Below are 21,558 nucleotides of genomic sequence, written 5' to 3' on the forward strand. Positions count from 1 at the left end.
CCCATTGCAACCCACAAGTAATCACTAGCGCAAGCCGCGCCGTTCTGGAATATCCCCGGTTGTGGACGTCTCTTTTTATTCCGGCGCCCCCGCGAACAGCACCACCCCATCCCCGCCCGCCGCCGGCCAGTCGCGGATGGTGCGGTCGATGCCGCCGGTGAGCAGCGTGCCGTCGGCGGCGAAGGCGACCGCGTAGATCGGGCCGGTGCCGGGCTCGAACTCGGCGATCTCGGCGCCGGTATCCATGTTCCATAGCCTGGCCGTGCCATCGAGCGAGCCGGAGGCCAGCCGTTTGCCGTCGGCCGATAGCGCCAGCGCATAGACGGTTTCGGAATGGCCGTCGAAACGGCGCACCTCCTTGAAACCGTCGAGATCCCAGAGCTTGATCGTGCAGTCGCCGCTGCCGGTCACCGCATGATGGCCGTCGGCAGTGAAGACGGCGCCATAGGCGCCGCGGTCATGACCATGCCAGCTACGCAGTTCTCTGCCGGCGACGATGTCCCAGAGCTTCAGTTCGCCATCGATACTGGCGGTGAGCGCGCGGGTGCCGTCGGGGGAGACGGCGACGGCGCTGACCGGCCAGAAGTGCCCGGCCATCACATGCAGCGCGGAGCCCTTCTCGATATCCCAGACGATGACCTTGCCCATGGTGTTATGCCCGCTGACCGCACGTTTGCCGTCCGAGGTGATCGCCAGCTTGTTGACACCGCCGTTCAGGCCTGACGAAAAAACGTGCAGCACCGCGCCGTCGGAAAGCTGACGCAGCACGATCTCGCCGTCGTCGCCGGCGGTCAGCGCGGTTTTGCCGTCCGGCATGAAGAGCGCCGTGCGCGCCATGTCCTTGTGGGCTCCGAGGTCGCGGATCAGCCTTTTGCCGTCGATGTCCCAGAGCTTGATCATGCGGTCGGTGCTGGCGCTCATGATCTCGTGCCCATCGGCCGAGACCGCCAGCCAGACGACGGCGTCGCGATGGCCTTCGGGCGCGGTCGGCCGGGCCGGAGGCGTCGGCGGAGGCGGAGCGACCGTTTCGGGTGGCGTAGGAGGAGCCAGCGCTGTCCGCTGGGCGGGCTCCGTGGGCGCCGGGGAAGCCTGCTGCGTCGACGGCTGGGCTGGCGGAGCGCGCGCCAGGTCGGGCGGCACCTCGGTCAGGGGCGTCGGCCGGGCAGGCGCCGCAACAGGCTCGGCGGGCGGCCTCGCCACCGATTCCTGAGCAGGGGTAGCCGGCTGTGGAGCCTGAGCCGGCACAGGCTCCGCGGGCTGCGCGGGGACGACGGCGACCTCCTTGGGCTCGGTCGGTGCGGCCGCTTCGCCGTCGGACGACCGCCACGGGCCGGGCTGGTCGGCGACGATTACGAGCAGGGCAAGCACCGGCACGGCAAGCGCGATGCGGCGCAGCGTGGGACGTCCGGCGGGCGCCACCTCGGCGTCACGGCCGAAGAGAGGCGCGGAAGGATCATGCCTTGCCGCCGCCGGCAGCAGGCCCGCGAGGAACAAAAACCCGGCAAGGACCGAGAGCACGCCTGCCGCGCCCAAGATCCCGGCGCGCGTCGTGGCTGGCGGCTCGCCGCCCAGCGCCAGATAGAGCTTGGCGAAGCAGGCGAAGCCGACGACGAGCATCGCCAGCGCCAGCAGCCTGTCGGTCGAACTTTTCATCAGCGCCCCCCGCGGCCGCCCGTCCGATGACCGAAGCGGCTTCAACATCCTAGAGCGTCGGACGTTCAGGTTGAATCGTGAAGGATTGAACGAAGCCGCTAACGCGGCATTTGGCGGATCGGTTTGCGGGTGACGCTTCTGTTTTGAAGGATTGTGGCTGTTGAAGCGCAATCTCGAGAACAGGAGCAATGAGATGGTCGAGTTGAGCCCTCTTCGCCGGCGCATGATCGAGGACATGACGATCCGCAATTTGTCGCCGGCCACCCAGCGATCCTACGTGCATGCGGTGGCGAAGTTTTCGCGCTACTTTGGCCGCTCCCCTGACCGGCTTGGCCTTGAGGACGTGCGCGCCTTCCAGGTGCATCTGGTTTCAACGGGGATTTCGTGGCCGGCGCTGAACCAGACGGTGTGCGCACTGCGGTTCTTCTACGGCGTGACGTTGGGCCATGCCGAGATCCCGGAGCGCATTGTCTACGCCCGCTTACCACGCACGCTGCCAGTGGTGTTGAGCGCCGACGAGGTGGTCAGGTTCCTGGAAGCGGTCCCGAGCCTGAAGACGCGCACGGCCCTGACCACAGCCTACGCTGCTGGACTTCGCGCCTCGGAGACCGTCGGCCTAAAGGTCGGCGACATCGACAGCGGTCGCGGCGTCATCCGGATCGAGCATGGCAAGGGCGGCAAGGACCGCACCGTGATGCTGTCGGCGCAGCTTCTGCGCATCCTGCGGATCTACTGGCGGCTGGCGAAGCCGCAGGACTGGCTGTTTCCCGGGCGCGGCGCCGATCGCCCTATCGATGTGCAGGTGCTGTATTCCGCCTGTCGCTCGGCGCGTGCGGCCGCCGGCATCGACAAGCGGGTGACGGTCCACACGCTCAGGCACTCTTTCGCCACGCATCTTCTGGAGAACGGCACCGACATCCGTATCATCCAGGTTCTCCTCGGCCACAACAACCTGTCGAGCACGGCGCGCTACACCAGGGTCTCGAACGGCCTAATCCGGCGCACGACGAGCCCGCTCGACCGGCTGAACGTCGAGGTCGTGCCGCCGGGTTGATCCGGTCCCGCCCATGCCGGCGAGACTGGAGGTGGCGGATATCTTCCGCCGCCATGGCGAGGCGTATCGGCAGGCCCATGACGGCCATCTCGGGCGCGTCGAGCGCCGCACGATGAGCGCGATCGAGCTATGCCGGACCGCCGAACTGGGCGGTCATGTCGAGGGCTGCCGCTCCTGCGGGTCGATTCGCGTGGCCTACAATTCCTGCCGCAACCGGCATTGCCCCAAGTGCCAGAGCCAGGCCTGCCGGGACTGGCTCGCCGCGCGGCAGGACGAGCTGCTGCCGGTGCCCTACTTCCATGTGGTGTTCACGCTGCCGGCCGAGGTCGCCGCGATCGCCTTCCACAACAAGACGGCGCTCTACACGATCCTGTTCAAGGCGGCGGCCGAGACGCTGCGCACGATCGCCGCCGATCCCAGACATCTGGGCGCCGAGATCGGCCTCATCGCAGTGCTGCACAGCTGGGGCCAGACTCTCACCTACCATCCCCATCTGCATTGCATCGTGCCGGGCGGCGGCGTCTCGCCCGACGGCGCACGCTGGATCTCGTGCAGGCCGGGATTCTTTTTACCCGTGCGCGTGCTGTCGCGCCTGTTTCGCCGCCGCTTCCTGGAGGAACTGCGAGTGGCCCATGATGCGGGCCGGCTGGGCTTCTTCGGCGATCTCGCCCACCTGGCAAAGCCCGATGCCTTCGCCCGTTTGCTCGCCGAAGTCCGTCACCTCGAATGGGTCGTCTACGCCAAGCCGCCCTTCGGCGGCCCGCAACAGGTACTGGCTTATCTCGGCCGCTACACCCATCGCGTCGCCATCGCCAATTCCCGGCTGGTCAGCATGGCCGACGATCGCGTCGCGTTCCGCTGGCGGGATTATCGTCATGGCGGCAGGACGAAGGTCATGACGCTCGATGCCGATGAGTTCATCCGCCGCTTCCTCCTGCACACGCTGCCCGACGGCTTCCACCGCATCCGTCATTACGGCTTCCTCGCCAACGGTCATCGCGCCGCCAAGCTCGGCCTGTGCCGCCGACTGCTGGCCAGCCAACAGCAGAACAATCTCGAACCGAGTGCCGAAAGCGCCGCTGTCGCCGCCGGGCGCCTGGCGTTGACGCATCGCTGCCCATGCTGCGGAGGGGCGATGGTCACGCTCGCCACCTGGCGATGCGGGCAGGCGCCGACCCCCTTCTGGAATGACACCTCATGATCACGCCGAGTGCGTCCACATCGTCTGGTTCGGCACCCGTCGCCTTGCGCGCCGGCACCCAGACCTTTGCCCCATCGCACAAAGCCGCAAGCAGCCAGACCAGCGGTAGAGGCCACTGCTACCTGTCTGACGGTTCACGCCATCACGGTTTTGCCTTCCGCCATGCTCTCCATCGCCGTGGTCGAACCGCGAACGCCGTTCATCGGCCTGGCAAAGACAATCCCCACCGCTCCGCAGGGCTACAATCCCCATAGCGCCAGACCGACCCGCGGCTCCGTTCAATCCGGCTTGCAATGAGGTCCGACGTCGTGCCAAGCGGCTCCGTCGAGCCAACGGACCTCACAGAAGCCTCCAGATTCCACTGATGTTGGGTTTGTGATTCACTTCCTTATGGAGGTGATTTGCCATGCCCAAGCCTTATTCGCTCGATTTGCGTGAACGCGTTGTACGGTTTGTCGAGGCTGGCCATTCGCGGCGTGCGGCGGCGGCACATTTTGGGGTGTCGGTTTCGTTCGTCGTGATCCTGATGAGGAACTATCGAAAGACCGAGAGCCTGGCGCCCAAAGCCAGCGGGGGTCGCCGCCATTCCAAGCTCGACCCGCATCGTGCGTTCCTGCTTGGTTGTGTGGCCGAGAAGGACGACATCACCATGCCGGAGCTTGCCGCCGAGTTGGTTACTGCTGCAGGCGTCCAGGTCGCTCCCGCCTCGATCTCACGTTGGCTCATCAGGAACGGCTACCGCTTCAAAAAAAACGCTGCTGGCCAGCGAGCAAGATCGACCCGACATCAGCAAGGCGCGCCAGGAGTGGCGGGCCAAACGCCAGCCGCGGATGCGGCTTGAGCCACATCGGCTGGTGTTTATTGACGAGACCGGAACCACGACGAAGATGACGCGCCCGCGCGGTCGCTGCCTGAAGGGTCGGCGGTTGCGCTCAAAGGCACCGTTCGGACATTGGAAGACGCAGACCTTCATCGCCGGGCTGCGCTGCCATGGGCTCACCGCCCCTTTCGTCGTCGACACGCCAATGAACCGCCGCATCTTCGAGACCTACGTCGAAACGCAGCTCGCTCCGACGCTGGCAAAGGGCGATGTCGTCATCCTCGACAATCTCGCTGCCCACAAGAGTCCGGCCGCCGAGGCAGCCATCCGGGCCAGAGGCGCATGGCTGCTCTTCCTGCCGCCCTACAGCCCCGATCTCAACCCGATCGAAATGGCCTTCGCCAAGCTCAAGGCGCATCTGCGCGCAAGGGCCATCAGAACCATCGACGCCCTGTGGCAGGCCATCGGCGATATCTGCAATCTCTTCTCTCCAACAGAATGCAGAAACTACTTCACTGCCGCAGGCTATGGACTCACATGAAAGTCCGCCGCTCTAGCCGAGCTTCTTGCCAAGGCTAAGTGTGAGGCATCACACGAGATAAGATAAATATGCCTTGGCGAGGCCTGTCTTTTCCATCCAGCTTGCGGCCGTTGTTCGGATTACCCGGACTGCGAACCAATATCCCGGTGCTTGGTGCGCGCGGTTCTTTGTCTTTCGCATGGTGACCGGCCAACCTGTGAGCAGAAAGCCACATTTCCAAAGAATAGACTGGACTACCAGCCGGCTTGGTTGACAAGAATGCCCCCTATGACATTATCCGGCGGGGATTTTCAGGAGAGCTTGGCATGAAGAAGATTTACGAGAGGCCTTCCCTGGTGAAAAAGGGCCGGCTTTCGTCGGTTGTAGCGCAGTCGCTTTCCACGCCGACTTAACCACTGCAGGTACGGAAGAGCCTGATCGGCTCGTGCTAGGGTGTTCTGGCACGGCGCGTTGATGCCTGCCGGTGAATTTGCATTCAGGATAATTGGAGGATTTAGACAGTGAAGAAGACATACGAGAAGCCGACCGTCGTCCGCAAGGGCAAGCTTTCGGCAGTCACGGCGCTGAACGCCCCCTCTCGAGGCTGATCGAATTCGCACCGCGGCGCAGTTGAACCGCGGCGCAGTTGAGGAGCGGCATCGTTCTCGATGTCGCTCCTTTGTGCTTGTCAGGGCTGTGGAGCCGATCCTCGCCAGAAGGGCAAGACTACGGCAATTCCGCATAAGGCCCGTCAGTGGCAGATAAACTGGGCGAAGACCGGCCTCACCGCGCCAGCACCAGTTCATCCAGCACAGCCTGCCAGTAGTGCTTCGTGGAGATGCGCACGCGCGTCACCGCCTTCAGCATCGGCGCGTAATGGACCGGCGTCAGCGCCGAAAGCACGATCTCGTCGCTGGCGACGAGATCGTCGCCGAGCCAGCTTTCGACCAGCGCCACCTCGCCTTCCGAGGCCAGCCATGCGGCGGCGAGCATCGCCGAATGGAAGCCGAAGGGCGTGGCACGGCCGAACTCCGCCGGATGGCCGCTGCTGGTGTAGGTCACATGGCCGCCAGAGAGATTGCCGTTGAGATACCCCTCGCTGTCCTTGACATATTGGCTCGTCAGGGCGTTGAGGTTGCGCCAGTCGAGCCCGCCATGGCCGGAAGGGACTTTCTGGAAGGGCAGCGCGGTGACGTCGTCGAAGCCGACCGTCTCGAGCGCCGCCTTGGCGGCGATCGCGCCCGGCCGCAAAAGGCCTAGATCGGCCGGATAGGGCGAGAGCGCGAGGCGCCGGTCAAGACCCGAGCCCGCAATCGCAAGCGTGTCGGCCTCGGCGGGAAGATCGATATGGAAGCTGCCGGGCGCGATCGGCCTGGTCTCCAGCAGCCTGCCCTTGCCCAGCAGCGAAAGCGTTGCCTCGGCCTCCGCGATGCCGCGCACGAAGCGCGCTGGCGAGAGGCCGACCATCGCGGGCAGATCCTCTCCCACCAGGCCGGCGGGTGAGCCTGGCAATCCGCTGAGCCTCAGCGACTGGTTCTCGTTGCCGGTGCTGACGCGCCAGCCTTTCGGCACGGAGACGCAGAAGCGGTAGGTTCCAGGCTTGCGCAGGACCGCGCGGCGCTTCTTTGTCGACATGACGAAATTGGCAAAGCCGCCATTGTTGGTGCGCACCGCTGCGAGGAAGGCGCCCTTCTCGTCATAGGCCCGCACCACGATGCCGCCTATCGGGCGGTCGGCCTTTCCGAATTTCCCGTCGCCGTCGACATCCATGAAGACGAAGGAGGAATAGTTGAGCGTTCCGCGACCGCCGCTCCAGTTGGTGCGGGGCGCATAATCGCGCGCGGGATCGGCGCTGCCGCGCGCCTTGCGGCGCGTGCGATGGAGATGCCGGGCGAGAATGATGAGAGCGATCGCGCCGGCGAGGAAGAGGGCCGAGACGAGAAGGATGAGGGTATTAGCCATGGCGGGCGAGCGATGGCTGGACAAAAATATTCAAGATGAAAAGCATAAAGTCTGCCCCCCCTTTTTATGACTTGCAAAACTAGCGTGGGACGTCGATGCCGCACAACCACCACTGATTAAACGCTAAGCGCAGGCCTTGAAATGCTGGAGGGACAGCGCCGACTTGCCCTTCTCCCCTTGTGGGAGAAGGTCAGGTAGCCACCTCCACCCACACCGGCGCGTGATCGCTGGCGTTGTCCTGTCCACGCACCCCGCGATCGATGCCGGCCCCTCTCAGCTTGCGCACCAGTTTCTTCGACAACAGGACGTGGTCGAGTCTCAGCCCCGCGTCGCGCGGCCAGCGGTTCCGGCGGTAGTCCCAGAAAGTGTAGAGCTTCTCCTCCTTCGGGAAGACTTTTCGCAGCGCATCCGTCCAGCCCTGCTCGATGAGCGCGGCGAAGGCGGCGCGGCTTTCAGGCTGCACCAGCGCGTTGTCGTCATAGGAGCGGGTTTGGTAGATGTCGCGCGGCTCGGGCACGATGTTGTAGTCGCCGGCGAGCACCACCGGCAGGCCGGTGTCGAGAAGCTCGCTGGCATGGGCCGCGAAGCGCTCGTGCCAGGCGAGCTTGTAGGCGAATTTCGGCCCCGGTTGCGGATTGCCGTTCGGCGCATAGAGGCAGGCAATGACGATGCCGTCGACCGCCGCCTCGATGTAGCGCGCCTGCCGGTCGCCATCGTCGCCGGGCAGCGCGTCGCGCGTCAGCACCGGCTCGGCGCCGCGCGCGAGAATGGCGACGCCGTTCCAGGTAGGCTCGCCCTTCCACACCGCGCCGTAGCCGGCGTTCGCCAGCCGGGTCAACGGAAACTGCGTGTCGCGCGCCTTGAGCTCCTGCAGGCAGACGACATCGGGTTTGGCGACGGCCAGCCAGGCGAGAAGGTTTTCCAGCCGGCTGTTGATGTTGTTAATGTTGAAGGTGGCGAGTTTCATTCAAGTCAGACTCGTCGGCGCAATCAGCCCGCGATCCAGGCCCTCACCGTCTCCGCCACCGTCTTCAGATGATCTGCCGTCGAAAACCCCGACACCGCCTTGCGGGGTTTCAGGTCGTGGTCGCCGTCCTCCAGCCAGACCACCTGAATAGCCTCGGACAGGCCGTAGGTCGCGACCTCGTCCTTCGTGCCGAACTCGTCGCGCGTGCCCTGGAAGATCAGTGTCGGGGTCTTCAAGTCAGCGAGGTGTTTTGTCCGGAGTTGCTCCGGCTTGCCGGGCGGATGGAAGGGATAGCCGAGGCAGACCAGGCCGGCGATCTCGCCCTTGGCGAACATCTCGTCGGCGACCATGGAGGCGACGCGCCCGCCCATCGACTTGCCGCCGATGATGAGCTTGCCGGTCACGCCCTTGGCGCGCAGATCGGCGATCGCCTTGATGTATTCGGGATTCACCGTCTCGGCGCGCGGCGGCGGCTTGCGGTGGCCGTAGCGGCGCGCCGCCATGTAGTGGAACTCGAAGCGCGCGACGCGAAAGCCGGCGGTGGCAAGCGCCTTGGCAGTGGCGGCCATCGAGGCGGAATCCATCGGCGCGCCGGCGCCGTGGGCGAGCAGGATGGTGACGGGGGCGGATTCGGGGCCGTCGAAGAGGAAGTAGGTCATGGCGTCTCCGGCGTGGGCGACCCCTTCTCCCCTTGTGGGAGAAGGTGGCCGAGCGAAGCTCGGTCGGATGAGGGGTGCTCCAGCTTGGCGGACACGCCCATCGATTTCCCGGCAAACGACAAGATCACCAGCGTCTCATTCCTTCCAACACCCCTCATCCGTCTCGGCGCTGCGCGCCGATCCACCTTCCCCCACAAGGGGAGGAGGAGAGGCGCTCACCCCGCCGTGCGCGCCATGTGCAGGTCCACGAACTGTATCCCCTTCTGCGCCAGCCTTGCCCATTCTGACCCCGCATCGAGCTCGAGATAGCGCACCCACAACCGGCGGGCCTCATTCAGATTTCCGGCGTCGAATTCCAGCCGCGCAAGGTTGAACACCGGATCGGCATAGGCCTTGTCGAGCGCGATCGCTTTTTGCAAATGCCTTCTCGCCGACGCCACCTTGCCCTCGTCGCTCATCAGCCCGGCAAGATTGAACCAGGCTTCGACAAAGCCCGGATCGAGTTTTATCGCACGGGCGTAGTCGTGCGCGGCGTCGGCCACACGGCCGGCGCCGCGCAGGCAGTTGGCGCGGTTGAAGGCGGCGATGGCATCCTTGGGATCGATCGCCAGGCAGCGCTGGTAGAGCGCGGCCGCGTCGTCGTGGCGCCCCCCTCTTCCGCGGCTTCGGCCTCGGCGAACAACTCCTCAATCGTGTCGTCTTCCGGTGAGCCGAGATCGAACAGGAGCTGGCCGTCGAGTTCGCTCATCCCATCGTCGAGATAGATCGCATCCGGCCTGCCATGCTGCGAGCCAAGGTTGAGCGACTTGGCGGTGAGCGAGGCAACCGGGCCGGAGCGGTGGACGGAGCGCGCGATCGCGCCCCAGGTGGCGCCGCTGGCGATCAGCCCCGCATATTTGCGGGCCAGGATCAGGTCGCGGAAGGAGTAAGGCTCGGCATCATGCTCGAAGGCGTCGAACAGCGACAGCATGTCGAGATCGTCGCCGGTAAGCCGCGACTGGTCGATGAGAGATTGCCTGGAAAGCGAGGACGCCTCCGGCGCTTTCATCAGCCCGAGCAGGCGCAGAAACCCGTTCTCGCTGATGAGCGCACGCCCGGCGCCGCGCTCGGCTTTCGCGCGACGCTCGATCTCGGCGTCGTCGGCCTTCGTCGGCTTGACGAGAAGCGCGCGGCCGAACACGACATGCGTGGTGCGGCGCGTGACGCCGCGCCTCAGCTCGGCATGTCGGCGCTCGACCTCGCGCGCGCCGAGCCTGAGCGGAAAGGCTACAAACGCGCCAACGACGCCGAAGACGGCGCCGGGAACGATCGCCGGCCCTCCAGTCACTTCTTGCTCTTGCCGACGGCCTTCAACAGGTTCGCCTTCAGCGGATTCTCAGGCGCGCCGCCACCGGCGGCCGCCTTCCTGGCGGGCTTGGCCGGCGCCTCTTCGGCCTTGCTCTTCGACTTGGCCGGCGGCTTCGCCTGCTGCGACAGGCTCGCCTTCAGCGCATCCATCAGGTTGATGACATTGCCGCGCTCCGGTGCCGCCGCGATGATCGGCTTGTGGCCTTTCAGCTTCTCGCGGATCATCGCCATCAGCGCCACTTCGTAGCGATCCTCATAGTTCTTCGGATCGAAGTGGGTTTCCTTCTGCTTGATCAGCGCCTGGGCAAGCTCCAGCATTTCCGGGTCCGGCTTACCCGCCGGGATGTTGCCGAAATATTCAGCCGTGCCGCGCACTTCGTTGGGGTTCCTCAAGGTGCAGACGAACATGCCGTTCTCGCGCGCGCCGATCGTCACGACACGCTCACGGCTGGAGAGAACGAGGCGCGCAATCGCCAGCTTGCCGGATTTGCGCATGGCTTCCCGCAGCACGGCGAAGGTTTCCTCCGCCATGGCGCCGTCGGGTGCCAGATAATAGGGCGAGTCCTGGTAAATGACATCGACCTCGTCCTCGTCGACGAAGGCCTCGATGTTCATCGTGTGGTTGGATTCGATCCTCACCGCGTCGAGGTCGGCATCATCGATGATGATGTACTGCTTGTCCTCGTATTCGTAGCCTCTTACCAGATCCGAGCGTTCGACCAGGCCGAGCTCGGGGTCGACCGGCTTCATGTTGATGCGGTTGTGGGTCTTCTTGTGCAACTGGTTGAACGAGATGCGCTCGCTCGCGCTGGTGGCCGGATAGAGCCGAACCGGACAGCTGACGAGGCTGAGCTTGAGATAACCTTTCCAACTTGCCCTGGGCGCCATGATGAACTCCTACGCGGCCATGCACTGACGGTTAATTGCAGCGCTTCGTCCGAAGGACGAATGAGGCTGCGGAAATCCTACACCGACCCCTGATGGTACATGCAAATTGCTGACGAAGTGTTTTTGGGGCGGATTGGGCCGGAGGATAGTTCAAATTGTAGGAAGCGTCGATGGAGAGGGATTGAGACGCTGGCGATTGGCCGAAAGCCTTGATGCTTCGTCATTCTAGGGCGAAGCAAGGAGCGAAGCGACGCGCGCAGACCCTAGAATGACGAAAAACGGGAAGGCAAATCCCTCGCAGCCTCATCGATCTCCGCCCAGGGATCGCCCGACGTCTCCAAGAGCCCTGGCAGCGAGGCGTAGTTCAGATCCTCCGGCGCGTCGATCGTCTCCAGGTCCGTCCAACTCACCGGGGTCGAGGCCGGCAAATTGGTGCGGGCGCGCAGCGAATAGGGCGCCGCGGAGGTGTGGCCGCGGGCGTTGCGGTGGAAATCGATAAAGATGCGGCGCCTGCGGTTTTCCTTGCCCATCGTCGTGGTGAAGGTGTCAGGCGCGGTCGCGGCGAGAAAGGTGGAAATGGCGCTCGAGGCCTGGTGCAGTTTCTTCCAATTCTGCTTCTCCGTCACCGGCACGGTGATGTGGATGCCCTTGCCTCCGGAGGTCTTCGCGAACGGCACCAGGCCGAGGCTTTCCAGCCCACCCTTGATGTGGACGGCAGCCTCGACCACCTCGCGCCAGGAAATCCCCTCGCCCGGGTCGAGGTCGAAGACGATCTGATCCGGCTTGTCGAGCCTGGTGCGGTGCGCGCCCCAGGTGTGGAACTCGACAACGCCGAACTGCGCCAGCGCAAGGTAGCCCTTGGCGTCCTCGACCGAGAGATAGGTCTTGGTCTCGCCTTCCGAATTGGTGGACTCGAACACCGCTACCGATGGCGGCATGCCGGTGAAGGCGTGGCGCTGGAAGAAGCAGTCCTGTGGCTTGCCGGTCGGGCAGCGCACCAGCGACACCGGGCGGCCGATGATGTGCGGCAGCATGAAATCGCCGACCAGCGCGTAGTAGACGGCGATGTCGAGCTTGGTCGGCCCGGTCTTGCCGAAAAGCCGCCGCTCCGGATTGGTGACCCAAATGGCGGCAAGGTCGGATTCCGCGATCAGCCGCTTGCGCTTGACCGGCACCGGCGTGGTCAGGCCGCCGACATCGCGCAACCCGCGAAAGACGCCGTGGCGCAAGGCATTGTCGGCGGTGCGGTTGGCGTAGTGGATGCGGGCCGAGAGCAGCGGCTTGACCCAGTGCATCTCGCGCATGATCTCGCGCGGCACGCCTTCGGGCGGCGTGGCGCCGGCCGTCAGCCGCTCCAGCCTGGCGAGCAGGTCCGTCGCCATGTCGCGGTCGAAGCCGGTGCCGACCTTGCCGCGATAATGCAATTCGCCATCCTCGAACTCGGCCATGCCGAGCGCCGCCAGCCCCTCCGCCCGGTCGGAGACAGTGTAGCCGGCGATGACGAAATCGCCTGTCTTTTGCGCCTTGATCTTGGTCCAGCTCTTGGTGCGGCCGCTCTGGTAGATGGCGTCGGCGCGTTTGGAGATGACGCCTTCCAACCCCAGTTCCGTCGCCTGTTCGTATAGACCTCGCCCGTCGCCTTCGACATGGTCGCTGTACTGGATGGCGGAATTGGCGGCCTGACCGGCGAGCAGTTCGGCAAGCAATGCCTTACGCTTCTGCAGCGGCACCTTGCGCAGATCCCAGCCGTCGAGGTGGAGAAGATCGAAGGCGTAAAAATGCAGCTTCGAGCCGGCGCCCTCGGCCAGCGCGTCCTGGAGCAGCGCGAAGCGCGAGATGCCCTTCTCGTCGAGAACCATGATCTCGCCATCGATGATCGCCCGGCTGACCGGCAGGCGCGAGAAGGCCTGCGGGAGATTGCCATAGCGCTTCGTCCAGTCGATGCCGCCGCGAGTGATCAGCCGCACCTCGCCATCGATGACATGCGCCATGGTGCGGTAGCCGTCGAACTTGATCTCGTGCAGCCAGAGCTCGCGGGTTTTCTGTGCGGGGTGTTCGCTGCCCGGCGGCTCCGTCACCTGGGTAGCGAGCTGCGGCTCGATGCGGGTCGGCGGGTCGCCCTTGACGGCGCCAGGCAGCGTGCCCGGCTTCAATGAGCCGGCTCTCGGCGGCAGGCGCTGCGGCTTCTTCCGCGGCGCCGCCAGCTCTTCAATGCGGCGGCCGGACTTCACGCTTTCCGGCCGCGCCTCCAGAATGTCCAGCTTGGTGTCGGAGGCGAGGTCGCGCTCCTTGAACAAGAGCCAGTTCTTCTTGTTCTCGTCCTCGCCGGGCTTGGGCTTCAGCCTGGTCAGCATCCAGCCGCCATTGAGCTTCTGGCCGGCCAGCCGGAACTTGAAGGCGCCGGTCCTGAGGCTCTTTTCGACATCCTCCATCGGCGCCCAGGTGCCGGTGTCCCAGACGATCATCGGCCCGCCGCCATATTCGCCTTCGGGGATGACGCCCTCGAAGTCGATATATTCGATGGGGTGGTCCTCGGTCTCGACGGCGAGGCGCTTGTCGGCCGGGTTGAGCGAAGGCCCGCGCGGCACCGCCCAGCTTTTGAGCACGCCGCCGACTTCGAGGCGCAGGTCGTAATGGTCGGCGGTGGCGTGGTGCTTGTGGACGACGAAGCGGTTGCCGCCCTCGCCGATCAGTCCGCCAGTGGGCTCCGGCGTGCGGCTGAACTCTCGCTTGGCGCGGTAGGATTTGAGCTTGGAGGGCATGGGTTAGGCGCCAAGGCGCAGAGCAGACAATGGCAAAGGCCGCGTTCCGTCACACCCCCCTCTGTCCTGCCGGACATCTCCCCCGCAAGGGGGGAGATCAGATGTCGCGTTGGCCTTCGCCAATCTCCAGTGTTGAACGAAGGGCGCCGCCGGCGAAACTGCCAATCTCCCCCCTTGCGGGGGAGATGTCCGGCAGGACAGAGGGGGGTGCTGTCCCGCCAGCATTTCGGATTTTCCGGCGCAGTGCGAGACGACGGCAGCCACGCTCAATCGTCGGCGGCCGGCGTCAATTCCAGCTCGGCGGGCGTCAACCCCTGCCTGAGCTGGTCAAGCCGGAACTCGTCGACCCAATAGGCCTCGCCATCGACCAGCACGCGCGCGCTGTAGGTGCCGCCGGAAAAGCTCTGCGCGGTGACATGGACCTTGTGGCGGTCGAGCGCCTTCTTCACCGCGGCGCGGCGGGAATTTTCTCTGGCGACGGGACTGGCCATGGCCTCACTCTGAACATGCTGCCGCGTGAAGGGCGGCGGATATAAGGATGGCGGAGAGCGGCGGGGGAGTCAATTTTGGCGCAACGGCGGCGATCGTTCCGGCAAGGTCGTGATTGCGAAAGCCCCTGAGCTTCGCCACCCACGGCCTAAGCCGGGGGATGGCGAAGTGGCTGGCTCAATAATTCATTCCCGCTCCGGGCGGCATTGCCGGAGCGGTCTCCTTCTTCGGCTTTTCCGCCACCATCGCCTCGGTGGTGACGAGCAGGCCGGCGATGGAGGCGGCGTCCTGCAGCGCGGTGCGCACCACCTTGGCGGGATCGATCACGCCTTGGCCGTAGAGATCGCCATAGTTGCCGGTCTGCGCGTTCCAGCCGAAGGAGAATTCGCCGCTTTCGCGCAACCTGCCGACGATGAGAGAGCCTTCTGCGCCGGCATTTTCGGCGATCTGGCGCACCGGCGTTTCCAGCGCGCGGCGCACGATCTCGATGCCGGTCCTCTGGTCCGCATTGTCGACGACGGCCCCGTCGAGCGCCTTTACGGCTCTCAGCAGCGCGACGCCGCCGCCGGGCAGGATGCCTTCCTCGACCGCCGCGCGTGTGGCGTGCAGCGCGTCGTCGACCCGGTCCTTGCGCTCCCGGACCTCGACCTCTGTCGAGCCGCCGACGCGGATGACAGCCACGCCGCCGGCGAGCTTAGCCAGCCGTTCCTGCAGTTTCTCGCGGTCATAATCTGAGGTGGTCTCGTCGATCTGCTGCCGGATCTGGGCGACGCGGCCCCGGATCTCCTCCTTCCCACCGGCGCCATCGACGATGGTGGTGGTTTCCTTTTCGACGGTCACCCGCCTGGCGCGGCCGAGCATCTCGAGCGTGACATTCTCCAGCTTGATGCCGAGATCCTCGGAGATGACCTGACCCCCGGTGAGGATGGCAATGTCTTCCAGCATCGCCTTGCGACGGTCGCCGAAGCCGGGCGCCTTGACGGCGGCGACCTTCAATCCGCCGCGCAGCCTATTGACGACCAGCGTCGCCAGAGCTTCGCCCTCGACATCCTCGGCGATGATCAGCAGCGGCTTGCTCGACTGCACCACCGCCTCAAGGATCGGCAGCAGCGCCTGCAGGTTGGAGAGCTTTTTCTCGTGGATCAGCAGATAGGCCTCCTCCAGCTCGACGCGCATCTTGTCCTGGTTAGTGATGAAATAGGGGCTGAGATAGCCGCGATCGAACTGCATGCCCTCGACGACCTCGAGCTCGGTTTCGGCGGTCTTGGCCTCCTCGACGGTGATGACGCCTTCATTGCCGACCTTCTGCATCGCCTCGGCCAGGAAGCGGCCGATCTCGGCATCGCCATTGGCCGAGATGGTGCCGACCTGGGCGATCTCGTCGTTGCGGGTCACCTTGCGGGCATTGGCCTTGATCTCGGCCACGACCGCCTCGACGGCGCGATCTATGCCGCGCTTCAGGTCCATCGGGTTCATGCCGGCGGCGACGGCCTTCGCCCCTTCCCGCACGATGGTCTGAGCAAGGACCGTGGCGGTGGTGGTTCCGTCGCCGGCGATGTCGCTGGTCCTCGACGCCACTTCGCGCACCATCTGTGCGCCCATGTTTTCGAACTTGTCCACCAGTTCGATTTCCTTCGCCACCGTCACACCGTCCTTGGTGATGCGAGGGGCGCCGAACGACTTGTCGATGACCACGTTGCGGCCCTTGGGCCCGAGCGTCACCTTTACCGCGTCGGCCAGGATATCGACCCCGCGCAGCATCTTGTCGCGGGCCTCGGTGTGGAATTTCACTTCCTTGGCAACCATGGAACCCTCCCTCCGCGAACGCCCTCTTCTGGGCCGCGCGCGTCTATCGAACTAGTCTGGCGCCTAGGGGTTTCAAGGCCGAAACCCGGAATTTTTCGGCGCCTGTCTTAATTTCAACGCACTGTAATCATGGGCTTATTCAGGATGGTGGGAGGACAAGCAGCGGCTGCCGCGCTGCCAGGCGAACTTGTGCAGTGCAGCATCGGAACACTTCGCCTTGTCAGCCCGTTCGAGTGATCCGGCGGCCGGCCTTGCCAGGCATTCGCGCAGGGCCGCAGAAGGTGGGCCGCGCCGCCGCCTTGCGCCGGCAAGCGAAGGAGATTGCAATGGTGCAGATCAGGGCGATGGCAAAGAACGACCTGGCAGAGGTATCGCGGTTGCTCGGAGGGTCCTGGCGGCGGACCTATTCGCCGATCATGGGTGAAGAAAACACCGCTCGGCTTTCCGACGAGAAGCACGCGCCGGAGAAATTGGCCGAGGAGCTCGCCGACCACGACAAGATGTCGTTCGTCGCGGAGCGGACCGATGGCTCGATCGCGGGCTATGCGATGGCGGCGATGGATGAGAAAGGCGACGTCATGCTCGACCGGCTGCATATCGAACCGCAGGAGTTCGGCACCGGCCTTGCCGTCGATCTTCTGCATGCCGTGCTCGCCGCCCATGCCGGCATTCCCAGCATCGCGCTGGAGGTGATCGAGGGTAACGACCGGGCGATCGCCTTCTACCGCAAGCATGGCTTCGAGGTGGTCGAGCACCGGCCGGCGGCGCATGGGGTCGGCGGCCACGCCTCGCTGATCATGCGTCGGCTGCTGCCGATGGCCTGAGCCAACAAGGCGGTCCAGGTGGTTCCGTCAGGGTTCCGAGGGAGTGGAGTCGGCCGGAACCACCCGCCCGCCTTGCGTCCTTCCCAAGACGGACCGACCATACGATCCCGCTCTCCGGTTTCCCTTGACATGGATCAAGCGCTGGACGTGCTCGGTGCCGACCCTATAATTTAGCCGGGTTGCAAATTCGGCCGGAGCAAGACGATGAGCCTGGGCAAGCAGAAACTCGGCAACCAGGGGCTCGTCGTCTCGGCGATCGGCCTCGGCTGCATGGGCATGAGCCAGTCCTACGGACCGGCCGACGAGGCGGAGTCGATCGCGACGCTGCACCGGGCGATCGAGCTCGGCTGCACCTTCCTCGACACGGCCGAGGTCTACGGGCCCTTCATCAACGAGGAGCTGCTCGGCCGCGCGCTGAAGGGCCGGCGCGATCAGGTGACGATCGCGACAAAATTCGGCTTCCGCATCGTCGACGGCAAGCAGGACGGAACGGGGCGCGACAGCCGGCCAGAGCATATCCGCGAGGTGGTGGAGGCTTCGCTGCAGCGGCTTGCCACCGACCGCATCGACCTCCTCTACCAGCACCGCGTCGACCCTGACGTGCCGATGGAGGATGTCGCCGGCGCGGTCGGCGAGCTGGTGGCGGAAGGCAAGGTGCGCTTCTTCGGCCTGTCGGAGGCGGGGATTTCCAACATCCGCCGCGCGCATGCCGTGCATCCGGTCTCGGCGCTGCAGAGCGAATATTCGCTGTGGGAGCGCAACCTCGAGCCCGAGATCATCCCGGCGCTTGCGGAACTCGGCATCGGCCTGGTGCCGTTCGCGCCGCTCGGCCGCGGCTTCCTCGCCGGCGACGTCAGGCGCGCGGAGGATTATCCCGAAGGCGATTTCCGTCGCGGCGACCCGCGCTATCAGGGCGAGAATTTCGACTTGAACGTCGCGGCCGCCGCCACGGTGCGCGACATCGCAACCGCCAAGGGCGTGAAGCCCGGCCAGATCGCGATCGCCTGGCTGCTCGCCAAGGGGCCGGAATTCGGCATCGATATCGTGCCGATCCCCGGCACGAAGCGGCGGATTTACCTGGAGGAGAATGTCGCGGCGGCCGACATCAAGCTCGACGCCACCGAGATGCTGGGGCTGGACATGGCGCTGACGCCGGACAAAGTGTCGGGGCCGAGGTATAACGAGCGGACGATGTCGATGGTGGACCGGTAGGGTCACCGACCTGCCTCACTTCTCCCTGCAATCCGGCAACGCCTCCATTGCCTTCCTGGCCTCGCCCTCGCTGGCGTATTTCTTCTTGCCGAGATCGATGACCAGCGTCCCGTCGGGCTTCTTCGGCACGATCTCGCACTGCTTCGAGACGGCATCCCTGGCGACCCAGTATTCGGCCGCCATGGCAGGCAGGCCGACAATGCCGGCGGCGAGGATGGCGATAGCGATGGCGCGAACCATTTCCGGTCTCCATTGCTTGCGTTGGAAAGCAGGCCGGAACTGCCGACGCTTTGCATAGAAGGCGCCGGCACACTGCTTTTCGGAAACGCCCTGCCCCGACTTCCGTTCCGGGAACTTCGTCGAAGCGCGCTTCGCTCAACCGCCCGAATGCGGGTCGATGCTATAAGGATGCACCGGATAGCCCGGGCCGATCGCCTCGCTCACTCGGCCGATCCAGGCGCTCACCGCCGGATAATCGGCGAGAGAGAAACCGCAATCCTCGGCGCGGTGGCTGTAGGCATAGACGGCGACGTCGGCGATTGTGAGCGAGCTGCCAACCAGGAACGGCATGTCCTGCAGGCTGCGCTCGAGTGCCGCCAGCGCGCGGGCGCCTGCCTCGCGCTTGCCGGGAGCAATCGCCTTGTTGCGCTCCAGCCGCCCGGTCAGCGTCCAGAAGCGCAGCGAGCCGATGACCGGCTCGACGTAATACTGCTCGAAGAACAGCCATTGCATGACCTTGGCGCGCGCAAGGCGGTCCGCCGGCAGGTAGGGCGTGCCCTCCGCGACGCAGGCGAGGATCGCGTTGGACTCGGCGATCGCCTCACCATTCTCGACCGCCAGCACCGGAACGGCGCCCGCCGGATTGAGCTTGAGGAACGCGTCCGTGCGGCTTTCGCCCTCGAAGATCGACACCTGCCGGGTTTCGTAGGCAATGCCGAGCAGTCCCAGCAGGACACGCACCTTCCAGGCGTTTTGCGATGGCAGGTAGTCGTAGAGCGTAAGCATGGCTGGGTCCCCCGATTGACTGGGACTGGTTTCGCATGCGGCGGTCAGGGGCGCCACCCGATTCATGCGGCGATCCGCAGGCTCCGAGGCTCCAAGATCTCGATCAGCCTCGCCACTCGAGCGCCCGGCATACGGCGGCCTTCATTGACCAGCGCCTCGTCGACGCCGATCCAGGCGAACGCATCGCGGAGTTCGCCAAGGCTGGCGCCGGTCAGCGCGATGGCGGCGATGACGGTGCGTCCACCGCCCAGCACTGAAATGATGTCCTCGCGTGTCATGGCTGGCCCCACACCGCCCCATGCAAGGGCGGGCCTTTGAACGACAACGAGGCCCGGCATGCGGCCGGCTTCCCGGTTCCATGATCAAATCTGCCGGCAGACGGAACGTGGGTCTTGACTTCGATCAGACAACTTCCACATCGACACTTGCCGGTCGCCTGAGGGGACCGGCAACGCCGCCGGCTTGCCGGCCGCGACTTGCTGGCCACGATTTTCTGGCCATTTGGGCACGGACCCGATGCGACGGCGCGGCTCGACTTGAGAGTCACACGATCCCAGGCCGGGACATTCAACGACATCCTGACGCGACCAGATGAGGAGGAAATGCAATGGCAATCCGTGATCTCATTCCCTGGGGCCGGGAGGGCAGCCAGCTCTCCGACATATATCGCGATCTCCATCGTGGAGGCGACCCCTTCATGATGCTGCATCGGGAAATGAACCGCCTGTTCGACGACGCCATGCGTGGCTTCGAAACGCGCATGCCGTCGTTTGGCGGGGCCTATGCCGGGCAAGCCTGGCCAAGTGTGGAAATCTCCGACAGCGAGACGGAGATCCACGTGACCGCCGAGATTCCCGGCATGGAGGAAAAGGACATCGAGGTGCTGCTCGAGGACGGCGTGCTGACGCTGCGCGGCGAGAAGCGCGCCGAGACCGAGGACAAGGGCAAGCAATTCTCCGAACGCTTCTATGGCCGTTTCGAGCGGCGCATCCCGATCGGCTACGAAGTCGAGGAAGACAAGGTCCACGCCAGCTTCCGCAACGGCGTGCTCACCGTAGCGCTGCCCAAGACCAAGCGCGCCCAGACCAAGGCCAAGCGTATCGCCGTCAACGAAGGCAAGGCCAGCAGCGCGAAGCATTGAGGGCCTGGCGCCCCCCTCCTCCCTTGTGGGGAAAGGGGGCGCACTTTCACCCCCGCTTCTTGATATCAGCGGCCACAGCCTGCGCCTCGATGCCGATCTCGCGCAGCAGGCCGGTGACCGGGTTGTGGAAGCCGACGAGATAGACGCCGAGGTCGGCCGCTCGCGGATTGACGCCGCTCTTTGCCGGCCGCAGCTCCGCAGGCAGGAAGCCGTCATAGCCCGGGCGGTAGCCGGTGGCGAAAATCACCGCGTCGAATTTTGTCTCCCGCCCGTCGCTGAATTTCGCGCCATTCTCGGTGAAGCGTATGATGTCGGGGAGGATGCCTATCTTGCCCGCCTTGATCGCCGCCACCGTACCGACATCGATCACCGGAATGCGCCCGGCGTCGATCTGCGCAAGAATGCCGGTCTTCGGCCGCACGATGCCGTACTTCTCCAGCCTGCCCAAAGCCAGGTCGAGGATTTTTGGGAACATCCAGTCGTTCAGCGCCTGCGGCATCGGCCGGCTGGCGATGCCCACCATCTGGATCGGCACGCCGAAGAGCTGGCGCGGAACGATGTGGACGCCCTTGCGCACCGAGATCGTCGGCCGCGCGCCGGACTCGGCCAGATCGAGCGCGATCTCGGCGCCCGTATTGCCCATGCCGATGACCAGCACGCTCCGACCGACATAGGGCGCGGCCTCGGTGTAGGCGGCGCTGTGCAGCACCTCGCCCTTGAACGCCTCGATGCCTGGGAAGCCCGGCACGATGGGCTCGGCATTGTTGCCGGTGGCGACGACGATCTTGCGGGCCCTGATCTCGCCGGCGTCGGTGTCGACCAGGAACCTTGCACCCTCGCAGCGGATCGATTTCACGGTGACGCCGAAGCGCGGCTCGAGGCCGAAATGCTGCGCGTAGGCATCGAGATAGGCGACCACTTTTTCGCGCGGGACGTAGCGGGGGTGGCTTTTCGGGAACGGCACGAAAGGCAGTGACGAAAAGGATTTCACCGTGTGCAGGTGCAGGCGCCGGTAGTGCCGCCGCCAGGCCGGCGCCACCTCGCTGGCCTTTTCGAGGATGGTGAAATCCACCCCCGCCTGTTTCAGGCAGGCGCCGACGGCCAGCCCCGCCGGCCCCGCGCCGACAATGACGACATTGGTGTCCATGCTCCCCTCCTCGCGCAGGCCATATCAGGCTATGCCGGGAGGTGTGGAAGGGACAAGTGGGGAGAAACACCTATCCCTCCAACCCGTTGGCGATTGGCGAA

At 65.1% G+C, this 21,558-nt stretch carries 19 protein-coding genes and 1 pseudogene; 7 read left to right on the forward strand and 13 right to left on the reverse strand.

From position 1 onward, the window contains the following. Positions 1 to 75: 75 nt before the first annotated feature. Complete coding sequence (locus tag EJ070_RS37510) at positions 76 to 1,653, reverse strand: WD40 repeat domain-containing protein (protein ID WP_126094558.1); 1,578 nt, start codon at positions 1,651 to 1,653, stop codon at positions 76 to 78. Positions 1,654 to 1,846: 193 nt separating this feature from the next. On the opposite strand from EJ070_RS37510, the gene EJ070_RS29780 reads away from it, so the two are divergent. From EJ070_RS29780 to EJ070_RS29800, 4 genes are all read left to right on the forward strand, one after another. Beyond that, complete coding sequence (locus EJ070_RS29780) at positions 1,847 to 2,707, forward strand: site-specific integrase (protein WP_126094674.1); 861 nt, start codon at positions 1,847 to 1,849, stop codon at positions 2,705 to 2,707. Between the two features lie 13 nt (positions 2,708 to 2,720). Next, positions 2,721 to 3,908: an IS91 family transposase gene (locus EJ070_RS29785; protein ID WP_126091547.1), complete on the forward strand. Its 1,188-nt coding sequence runs from the start codon at positions 2,721 to 2,723 to the stop codon at positions 3,906 to 3,908. 406 nt (positions 3,909 to 4,314) lie between these two features. After that, positions 4,315 to 5,269 (forward strand): IS630 family transposase gene (locus EJ070_RS29790; protein WP_245464707.1). Its coding sequence is split into 2 segments (ribosomal slippage): positions 4,315 to 4,634 and positions 4,633 to 5,269, totalling 957 coding nucleotides; the frame shifts between segments, so codons are not numbered across the junction. A 500-nt stretch (positions 5,270 to 5,769) separates the two neighbouring features. Beyond that, a complete protein-coding gene (locus EJ070_RS29800; RefSeq protein ID WP_126095956.1) occupies positions 5,770 to 5,856 on the forward strand; it encodes a lasso RiPP family leader peptide-containing protein in 87 nt (28 codons plus the stop codon). Positions 5,857 to 6,031: 175 nt separating this feature from the next. On the opposite strand, the gene EJ070_RS29805 is transcribed toward EJ070_RS29800, so the two are convergent. From EJ070_RS29805 to groL, 8 genes and pseudogenes are all read right to left on the reverse strand, one after another. Further along, positions 6,032 to 7,210 (reverse strand): hypothetical protein, encoded by a 1,179-nt coding sequence (locus EJ070_RS29805; protein ID WP_126094560.1) that lies wholly within the window; start codon positions 7,208 to 7,210, stop codon positions 6,032 to 6,034. 190 nt (positions 7,211 to 7,400) lie between these two features. After that, a complete protein-coding gene (locus tag EJ070_RS29810; protein ID WP_126094561.1) occupies positions 7,401 to 8,177 on the reverse strand; it encodes an exodeoxyribonuclease III in 777 nt (258 codons plus the stop codon). Positions 8,178 to 8,200: 23 nt separating this feature from the next. Beyond that, entirely contained in the window at positions 8,201 to 8,836 is a 636-nt protein-coding gene (locus EJ070_RS29815; RefSeq protein WP_126094562.1) for an alpha/beta fold hydrolase, read from the reverse strand. 215 nt (positions 8,837 to 9,051) lie between these two features. Then, positions 9,052 to 10,145 (reverse strand): annotated as a pseudogene (locus EJ070_RS29820) (tetratricopeptide repeat protein). Positions 10,146 to 10,159: 14 nt separating this feature from the next. Beyond that, positions 10,160 to 11,071 carry a Ku protein gene (locus tag EJ070_RS29825; protein ID WP_126094563.1) on the reverse strand — a complete coding sequence of 304 codons (912 nt, stop codon included), beginning with the start codon at positions 11,069 to 11,071 and terminating at the stop codon, positions 10,160 to 10,162. Between the two features lie 263 nt (positions 11,072 to 11,334). Further along, positions 11,335 to 13,833: a DNA ligase D gene (gene ligD, locus EJ070_RS29830; RefSeq protein WP_126094564.1), complete on the reverse strand. Its 2,499-nt coding sequence runs from the start codon at positions 13,831 to 13,833 to the stop codon at positions 11,335 to 11,337. A 266-nt stretch (positions 13,834 to 14,099) separates the two neighbouring features. After that, complete coding sequence (locus EJ070_RS29840; protein WP_126094565.1) at positions 14,100 to 14,324, reverse strand: hypothetical protein; 225 nt, start codon at positions 14,322 to 14,324, stop codon at positions 14,100 to 14,102. A 175-nt stretch (positions 14,325 to 14,499) separates the two neighbouring features. After that, positions 14,500 to 16,128, reverse strand: a complete 1,629-nt coding sequence (gene groL, locus EJ070_RS29845) for a chaperonin GroEL (protein ID WP_126094566.1) — start codon at positions 16,126 to 16,128, stop codon at positions 14,500 to 14,502. Between the two features lie 326 nt (positions 16,129 to 16,454). Here groL and EJ070_RS29850 point away from each other — a divergent pair, with 326 nt between their 5' ends. Together EJ070_RS29850 and EJ070_RS29855 are read left to right on the forward strand one after the other, a co-directional pair. Next, the gene (locus EJ070_RS29850) at positions 16,455 to 16,952 is read left to right on the forward strand and encodes a GNAT family N-acetyltransferase (RefSeq protein ID WP_126094567.1); all 498 of its coding nucleotides are present in this window, start codon (positions 16,455 to 16,457) and stop codon (positions 16,950 to 16,952) included. Between the two features lie 204 nt (positions 16,953 to 17,156). Then, on the forward strand, positions 17,157 to 18,164 hold the full coding sequence (locus EJ070_RS29855) for an aldo/keto reductase (protein WP_126094568.1): 1,008 nt from the start codon (positions 17,157 to 17,159) through the stop codon (positions 18,162 to 18,164). 15 nt (positions 18,165 to 18,179) lie between these two features. Here EJ070_RS29855 and EJ070_RS29860 read toward each other — a convergent pair whose 3' ends face one another. From EJ070_RS29860 to EJ070_RS29870, 3 genes are all read right to left on the reverse strand, one after another. Continuing rightward, positions 18,180 to 18,404, reverse strand: a complete 225-nt coding sequence (locus tag EJ070_RS29860) for a hypothetical protein (RefSeq protein ID WP_126094569.1) — start codon at positions 18,402 to 18,404, stop codon at positions 18,180 to 18,182. Between the two features lie 135 nt (positions 18,405 to 18,539). Then, on the reverse strand, positions 18,540 to 19,169 hold the full coding sequence (locus tag EJ070_RS29865) for a glutathione S-transferase family protein (RefSeq protein WP_126094570.1): 630 nt from the start codon (positions 19,167 to 19,169) through the stop codon (positions 18,540 to 18,542). Between the two features lie 62 nt (positions 19,170 to 19,231). Beyond that, positions 19,232 to 19,447, reverse strand: coding sequence for a hypothetical protein (locus EJ070_RS29870; RefSeq protein WP_126094571.1), 216 nt, complete (start codon positions 19,445 to 19,447; stop codon positions 19,232 to 19,234). Between the two features lie 329 nt (positions 19,448 to 19,776). Here EJ070_RS29870 and EJ070_RS29875 point away from each other — a divergent pair, with 329 nt between their 5' ends. Continuing rightward, a complete protein-coding gene (locus EJ070_RS29875) occupies positions 19,777 to 20,310 on the forward strand; it encodes an Hsp20/alpha crystallin family protein (protein ID WP_126094572.1) in 534 nt (177 codons plus the stop codon). Positions 20,311 to 20,356: 46 nt separating this feature from the next. Here the strand turns inward: EJ070_RS29875 and EJ070_RS29880 are convergent, their stop codons facing one another. Then, positions 20,357 to 21,457 (reverse strand): NAD(P)/FAD-dependent oxidoreductase, encoded by a 1,101-nt coding sequence (locus EJ070_RS29880; RefSeq protein WP_126094573.1) that lies wholly within the window; start codon positions 21,455 to 21,457, stop codon positions 20,357 to 20,359. Positions 21,458 to 21,558: the final 101 nt, after the last annotated feature.

Source organism: Mesorhizobium sp. M1E.F.Ca.ET.045.02.1.1 (assembly GCF_003952485.1).
Classification (GTDB): Bacteria; Pseudomonadota; Alphaproteobacteria; order Rhizobiales; family Rhizobiaceae; genus Mesorhizobium.

What these genes read in the sequence shown, in the direction of transcription:
- EJ070_RS29840 (WP_126094565.1), bottom strand. Translation starts at nt 14,324, where the DNA reads ATGGCCAGTCCCGTCGCCAGAGAAAATTCCCGCCGCGCCGCGGTGAAG.
- EJ070_RS29780 (WP_126094674.1), top strand. Translation starts at nt 1,847, where the DNA reads ATGGTCGAGTTGAGCCCTCTTCGCCGGCGCATGATCGAGGACATGACG.
- EJ070_RS29875 (WP_126094572.1), top strand. Translation starts at nt 19,777, where the DNA reads ATGGCAATCCGTGATCTCATTCCCTGGGGCCGGGAGGGCAGCCAGCTC.
- EJ070_RS29880 (WP_126094573.1), bottom strand. Translation starts at nt 21,457, where the DNA reads ATGGACACCAATGTCGTCATTGTCGGCGCGGGGCCGGCGGGGCTGGCC.
- groL (WP_126094566.1), bottom strand. Translation starts at nt 16,128, where the DNA reads ATGGTTGCCAAGGAAGTGAAATTCCACACCGAGGCCCGCGACAAGATG.
- EJ070_RS29850 (WP_126094567.1), top strand. Translation starts at nt 16,455, where the DNA reads ATGGTGCAGATCAGGGCGATGGCAAAGAACGACCTGGCAGAGGTATCG.
- EJ070_RS29865 (WP_126094570.1), bottom strand. Translation starts at nt 19,169, where the DNA reads ATGCTTACGCTCTACGACTACCTGCCATCGCAAAACGCCTGGAAGGTG.
- EJ070_RS29805 (WP_126094560.1), bottom strand. Translation starts at nt 7,210, where the DNA reads ATGGCTAATACCCTCATCCTTCTCGTCTCGGCCCTCTTCCTCGCCGGC.
- ligD (WP_126094564.1), bottom strand. Translation starts at nt 13,833, where the DNA reads ATGCCCTCCAAGCTCAAATCCTACCGCGCCAAGCGAGAGTTCAGCCGC.
- EJ070_RS29825 (WP_126094563.1), bottom strand. Translation starts at nt 11,071, where the DNA reads ATGGCGCCCAGGGCAAGTTGGAAAGGTTATCTCAAGCTCAGCCTCGTC.
- EJ070_RS29870 (WP_126094571.1), bottom strand. Translation starts at nt 19,447, where the DNA reads ATGACACGCGAGGACATCATTTCAGTGCTGGGCGGTGGACGCACCGTC.
- EJ070_RS29785 (WP_126091547.1), top strand. Translation starts at nt 2,721, where the DNA reads ATGCCGGCGAGACTGGAGGTGGCGGATATCTTCCGCCGCCATGGCGAG.
- EJ070_RS29815 (WP_126094562.1), bottom strand. Translation starts at nt 8,836, where the DNA reads ATGACCTACTTCCTCTTCGACGGCCCCGAATCCGCCCCCGTCACCATC.
- EJ070_RS29855 (WP_126094568.1), top strand. Translation starts at nt 17,157, where the DNA reads ATGAGCCTGGGCAAGCAGAAACTCGGCAACCAGGGGCTCGTCGTCTCG.
- EJ070_RS29860 (WP_126094569.1), bottom strand. Translation starts at nt 18,404, where the DNA reads ATGGTTCGCGCCATCGCTATCGCCATCCTCGCCGCCGGCATTGTCGGC.
- EJ070_RS29810 (WP_126094561.1), bottom strand. Translation starts at nt 8,177, where the DNA reads ATGAAACTCGCCACCTTCAACATTAACAACATCAACAGCCGGCTGGAA.
- EJ070_RS37510 (WP_126094558.1), bottom strand. Translation starts at nt 1,653, where the DNA reads ATGAAAAGTTCGACCGACAGGCTGCTGGCGCTGGCGATGCTCGTCGTC.